6 protein-coding genes are annotated in these 5,956 nt (G+C 72.6%); 5 read left to right on the forward strand and 1 reads right to left on the reverse strand.

Annotated features, from left to right (window positions below; translation table 11 throughout):
- The coding region (locus FRW57_RS15910) for a sulfatase-like hydrolase/transferase (protein WP_338055372.1) at positions 1-1,094 on the forward strand (1,094 nt) is incomplete at its 5' end.
- The gene (locus FRW57_RS15915; RefSeq protein ID WP_203230363.1) at positions 1,091-1,921 is read left to right on the forward strand and encodes a class I SAM-dependent methyltransferase; all 831 of its coding nucleotides are present in this window, start codon (positions 1,091-1,093) and stop codon (positions 1,919-1,921) included. The genes FRW57_RS15910 and FRW57_RS15915, both read left to right, overlap by 4 nt.
- Here FRW57_RS15915 and FRW57_RS15920 read toward each other — a convergent pair.
- Entirely contained in the window at positions 1,900-3,108 is a 1,209-nt protein-coding gene (locus FRW57_RS15920) for a dipeptidase (protein WP_152186454.1), read from the reverse strand. The genes FRW57_RS15915 and FRW57_RS15920 overlap by 22 nt on opposite strands.
- 36 nt (positions 3,109-3,144) lie before the next feature.
- Between FRW57_RS15920 and rimO the strand changes: the two genes are divergently transcribed.
- The 3 genes from rimO to FRW57_RS15935 form a co-directional block, all read left to right on the forward strand.
- A complete protein-coding gene (rimO, locus tag FRW57_RS15925; RefSeq protein ID WP_152186455.1) occupies positions 3,145-4,683 on the forward strand; it encodes a 30S ribosomal protein S12 methylthiotransferase RimO in 1,539 nt (512 codons plus the stop codon).
- A 133-nt stretch (positions 4,684-4,816) separates the two neighbouring features.
- Positions 4,817-5,557, forward strand: coding sequence for a CDP-diacylglycerol--glycerol-3-phosphate 3-phosphatidyltransferase (gene pgsA, locus FRW57_RS15930; protein WP_152186456.1), 741 nt, complete (start codon positions 4,817-4,819; stop codon positions 5,555-5,557).
- Positions 5,558-5,586: 29 nt separating this feature from the next.
- Positions 5,587-5,956, forward strand: a 370-nt coding sequence (locus FRW57_RS15935; protein WP_238999458.1) for a CinA family protein, incomplete at its 3' end; no start/stop codon positions are given.

Raw genomic sequence — 5,956 nt, forward strand, 5'->3', positions numbered from 1 at the left:
CCGCGAGCTCCGCGCGGGTTGCGGCCGGACAGGTGCAGCTTGCCGTGACGACCGTCCGCGGCGAGCGGCGCTTCGCCGCGGCGCTCACCCGCGACCCGCTCCGTGACCTCCCCGCCGACCGGCTGCTGACCGGGCTGGGCGGCAAGGACGTGGTCGTCGCGGTCGTGGAGAGCTACGGACGGGTCGCGGTAGACGGGACCAAGGGTGCCGACGCCGGGGTGCGCGACCTCCTTCGAGCGGGCACCCGCCAGCTGCGGTCGGCCGGATACCAGTCGCGCAGCGCGTTCCTGACGTCACCGACCTTCGGCGGGCACAGCTGGCTCGCCCACTCCACCCTGCAGTCCGGGCTCTGGGTGACTGACGAGGGCCGATACGGGCAGCTGCTCGGCAGCGACCGGATGACCCTGTCCCGGTTCTTCCACCGTGCCGGCTGGCGCACCGTCGCGCTGCAACCCTCGGACGGCGAGCCCTGGCCGCAGGGCCGCGCCTTCTACCACTACGACCGGATCTATGACGGGCCGCAGCTGGGTTACCGCGGGCCACGGTTCGGCTTCTCGCTGATGCCGGACCAGTTCGCCCTGGAGGCCCTGCACCGGAAGGTGCTGGGCCCGGCCCGGCAGCCGGTCTTCGCGCAGATCGAGCTGGCCAGCAGCCACACCCCGTGGGCACCGTTGCCCCGCCTGGTGCCGTGGGACCCGCTGGGCGACGGCGCGGTCTTCGGGCCGATCCACCACCGCGCCCAAGGAATCGGGCAGCTGTGGGACCACAAGGAACTGGTGCCCCGCGCCTACGCCCGGTCGATCCGCTACACCCTGACCTCGCTCATCCAGTACGTCGAGCGCTACGGGGACGACGACCTGGTGCTCGTCCTGCTGGGCGACCACCAGCCCGCCAGCATCGTGTCCGGCTACCACGCGAGTCACCAGGTGCCGATCACCGTCATCGCCTCCGACCCGACGGTGCTTCGTCGGATCGACGGATGGCACTGGCAACGCGGCCTGCTCCCAGGATCGGGCGCGCCGGTGTGGCCGATGGACGCCTTCCGCGACCGGTTCGTCCGGGCCTACAGCCCCACCGCCCCGGGCGCGCCGTGAACGACGCACAAGCGCTCGGCGTGCAGCGCGACCTCGCGTCCGGTGACGGCTCCGGCCGGGGTCGGTATGACGCGGCGCTGCGATCCACCCGCGAACGCGCTTTCGAGCCGGGCCAGTTCGCCGGGCAGGAGAGCTTCATGACGGCCCGGGAGATCCTGGCTCTCGCCCGACGAGCCGGCGTGCGGCGGAGCTCACGCGTCCTCGACCTGTGTTGTGGCGTGGCCGGCCCGGGTCGCCTGGTCACCAGGGCCCTGGGCTGCGACTACCTGGGCGTGGACGCCGACGCCGAGGCGGTCGCCCTCGCGCGGGAACGGGCCGACGGGTTGCCGTGCCGCTTCGAGGTCGGATCGGTGCCACCCGTCCCCGAGGGTGGCTACGACGTGGTGCTGCTGCTGGAGACGTTGCTCGCCTTCCCCGACCAGCCCGCCCTGCTCCGGCAGGTCGCCGGTGCCCTGCGGCCAGGTGGCCGGTTCGCCTTCACTGTCGAGCAGGGGCACCAGCTGACCGGCGCCGAGAGTCGCCTGATGCCCGCAGCGGACACCGTGCACCTCACGCCCGAGGGCGCCATCGTGGACAGGCTGGAGCGGGTCGGACTTCGAGTCGTGTGGCAGCACGACGTCAGCGACGCCCACCGGCGCACCGCAGCCGCGCTCGCGGACGCGCTGGTCGCGGAACAGGGCCGGATCGTGCCGCGGCTCGGCCGGCGCAGGTGGACCGACCTGCTGGCTGCACACCGGCTCTGGGCGGACTGGTTGGCCTCGGGCCGGGTCCGCAAGCTGGCGGTGGTGGCCTTGCGCAGCCGCAGTCAGCCGTCGAGCTGCTCGTAGGTCGCGAGGCTCGGCCCGCGGGTCTCCTGCAGCCGTCGGGCACCCGCCTCGGCGTCCCGCAGGACCCGCAGCACGTTGCCGCCGGCCAGCTTGACGAGGTCCTCGTCGGACCAGCCGCGGTCGGCGAGCGCGGCCAGCAGCCGGGGGTAGCCGGTGACGTCCTCGAGCCGGTCCGGCAGCGCGTCGACGCCGTCGTAGTCGCCACCCAGCCCGACGTGGTCGACGCCCGCCACCTCACGGACGTGCTCCACGTGCTTGACCACCTGGTCGAGGTCGGTCGTCGGCTTGGGGTGCTTTCCGACCCACTCCTGCTGGAAGGCACCGAACGCCGCGATATCGGTCGGCGCGACCCCCTTGGCCTTGGCCGCCTCCGCGGCGTCGGTCCGCCACTGCGCGCACGTGGGGTCGACGAAGCCCGGCACGAAGGTCACCATGCACACGCCGTTGTTGTCGCCCAGCGTCTCGAGGACGTCGTCGGGGACGTTGCGCGGCACATCGCAGACCGCGCGCGCACTGGAGTGCGAGAACATCACCGGCACCTCGGTGACCCGCAACGCCGCTCGCATCGTGTCGGCGGAGACGTGCGACAGGTCCACGAGCATGCCGATCCGGTTCATCTCGCGCACGACCTCCTCGCCGAAGGCGGACAGCCCGCCGACCTTCGGCTCGTCGGTCGCCGAGTCGGCCCACGGGGTGTTGTCGTTGTGGGTCAACGTCATGTAGCGCACGCCCAGGACGTGCAACATCCGCAGGACGGCGAGCGAGCAGCCGATCGAGTGCCCGCCCTCTGCGCCGAGCAGGGACGCGACCCGGCCGGAGGCGAAGACCGACTCCACCTCGTCCGCGGTCCGCGCGAGGCCCAGCCGGCCGGCATACCGGCCGATCATCTGGTGCGCCGCGTCCACCTGCTCCAGCGTCTGGGCCACCGCTGCGTGGGCCGGCGGCGTGGACGGCACCCACACTGACCAGAACTGCCCGCCCATGCCGCCCGCCCGCATCCGGGGCAGGTCGGTGTGCGTCGTCGTGGTCCCGGCCTCGAGGTCGAGCCGGTCGAAGTCGTAGCCGGTCTGCTTGCGGGCCTCCCACAGCAGGTCGTTGTGGCCGTCGATGAGCGGGTGGTCGCGCAGCAGCGCGGTGACCCGCTCGAGGGAGGGTGAAGCGGTCGCGGTCGTCTCCGTGTTGGCCATGCGCCCATTCAACCGCAGCCCAACTACGCTGTGTCTGTGACGTCACCCCCCACCTCCCCGGCGGCCCCCGCACGACCCTCGGGACAGCGCAGCGTCGCGCTGGTGACGCTGGGTTGCGCCCGCAACGAGGTCGACTCCGAGGAGCTCGCCGGGAGGCTGGCCGCCGAGGGCTGGCTCCTCGTCGACGACGCGGCGCAGGCGGACGTCGCGGTGATCAACACCTGCGGCTTCGTCGAGCAGGCCAAGAAGGACTCCATCGACGCGCTGCTCGAGGCCTCCGACCTCAAGGAGGATGGACGCACGCAGGCGGTCGTCGCCGTCGGTTGCCTCGCCGAGAGGTATGGCGAGCAGCTCGCTTCCCAGCTGCCCGAGGCCGATGCGGTCCTCGGCTTCGACTCCTACGCCGACATGTCGTCGCACCTGTCCGCGATCCTCGACGGCGAGCGACCCGCCTCCCACGTGCCGTCCGATCGGCGCCGGCTGTTGCCGCTCTCGCCGGCCCGCCGGCAGGAGGGTGCGAGCGTGGTGGCCGTGCCCGGTCACGGGACGCCGGAGGTGCTCGAGGTGCGTGAGCCCGAGTCGGTCGCGATCGACGGCCCGGTCCCCGAGCACCTGAGCGGGCTGCGGCAGGCTGGCCCGGGACGGTCGGTGGTGCGTGCGCGCCTGGACGACCGGCCCTGGGCGCCGCTGAAGATCGCCAGCGGCTGCGACCGGCGCTGCGCCTTCTGTGCGATCCCGATGTTCCGTGGCGCGTTCGTCTCCCGCCGCCCGTCCGACGTGCTGGCGGAGGCGCGCTGGCTCGGTGAGCGGGGCGTGAAGGAGATCTTCCTCGTCAGTGAGAACTCCACGTCATACGGCAAGGACCTCGGCGACCTGCGACTGCTGGAGACCATGCTGCCCGAGCTGGCAGGCGTCGACGGCGTCGAGCGGGTGCGGGTCTCCTACCTGCAGCCGGCCGAGATCCGCCCGGACCTCCTGGACGTCATGGCCGGCACGCCGGGGGTGGTGCCCTACTTCGACATCTCCTTCCAGCACGCCAGCGCCCCGCTGCTGCGCCGGATGCGCCGCTTCGGCGGGAAGGATGCCTTCCTCGACCTGGTCGAGCAGGTCCGCAGGCGTGCGCCGCTGGCCGGTATCCGCTCCAACGTCATCGTCGGTTTCCCGGGCGAGACCGAGCAGGACGTGGTGGAGCTGGAGGAGTTCCTCACGGCCGCGCGGCTCGATGTCGTCGGCGTCTTCGGTTACTCCGACGAGGACGGCACCGAGGCCGAGACCCACGACGGCAAGCTGCCCGAGCAGGTCGTGGCGGAGCGGCTCGCGCGGGTCGGCTCCCTGGTGGAGCAGCTCGACGACCAGCGCGCCGAGGAGCGGGTGGGTGAGACCGTCGAGGTGCTGGTGGAGGAGGTCGACGAGGACGAGGGCGTGAGCGGTCGCGCGGCCCACCAGGGGCCCGACGTGGACGGGGTGACGCTGCTGCAGCCGACTGGTGGCGAGCGAATCCCGGTCGTGGGCGACCTGGTCACGGCCCGCGTCGTCGGCACCGAGGGCATCGACCTGGTGGCGGAGCACGCGTGAGTCACCCCACAAGGCCACCCCGCGAGGTTCTCCGCCGGCACGCTCGCTGCGACACCTCGCGCGGGCCCCGGCCCCCGGTACTTCGCGGGGACCGGTCAGATCGGGGCCTCCGGTACGTCGCGGGGACCCCGACGTGACCGGTCCCCAGCCCACAAAACCGGTGGCGCCCCAGGCCAGTGCCTGGAACATCGCCAACGCGCTGACGGTGCTGCGCATCGCGCTCGTGCCCGTCTTCGGCTGGCTGCTGCTGTTCGGCGGAGGCGAGGACGAGACCTACCGGATCCTGGCGGCGGCGGTCTTCGCCGTCGCCGCGATCACCGACCGCATCGACGGCGACCTCGCCCGGGCCCGCGGCCTGGTCACCGACTTCGGCAAGGTCGCCGACCCCATCGCCGACAAGACGCTGGTCGGTATGGCGCTCGTCGGGCTCTCGCTGCTCGGTGAGCTCCCGTGGTGGGTCACCGTCCTCGTCCTGGCCCGCGAGATCGGTGTCACCGCGATGCGGTTCTTCGTCATCCGGCATGGTGTGATGGCGGCCAGCCGGGGCGGCAAGGTCAAGACCGCGCTGCAGGGGCTGGCCATCTTCCTCTACGTCCTGCCGCTGCCCGGCAACTGGCACATCGTGGCGGTCGCGGTCATGGCGGCTGCCGTCATCGTCACCGTGGTCACCGGCCTCGACTACGTCTTCCGCGCACACACGCTGCGCACCACCAGCCCGAGGGCGATCGCCAAGCGCGAGCGGCGGGCAGCGATGCTGCGCGAGCAGGCCGCCAAGCTGCGGGCCACGACGGAGACGGCCCGCCGAGCCGCCAAGAAGGCACAGCCGGAGAGCTCGGCGGGCAAGAACAAGCGCTCGTCCCAAGGCAAGTCGTGACTCCCGGCGGGACGCACTCGGCCCGGTCGGTGAGCGCGGCGTCTGCCACGGGATCGGGCACCGCGCTGTCGCGCGAGCTGATCGGCCGCTTGGCTGCCGCCGGCCTGACCGTCGCGACGGCCGAGTCACTCACCGGTGGCCTGGTCGCCGCGCGGCTCACCGACGTGCCCGGCGCCTCGGAGGTGGTGCGCGGGGGAGTCGTGGCCTATGCGCTGGAGGTCAAGGCGGAGGTCCTGGGCGTCGACGCGGCGTTGCTCGACCAACGGGGTGCCGTCGACGCGGAGGTGGCGCAACAGATGGCGACCGGCGTGCGGCAGCGGCTGCGGTCGACATACGGGCTGGCCGTCACCGGCCTCGCGGATCCGGATCGGTTGCTGCGCAACGACAACGCACGCGTCG

Source organism: Segeticoccus rhizosphaerae, assembly GCF_009192725.1.
Lineage (GTDB): Bacteria > Actinomycetota > Actinomycetes > Actinomycetales > Dermatophilaceae > Segeticoccus > Segeticoccus rhizosphaerae.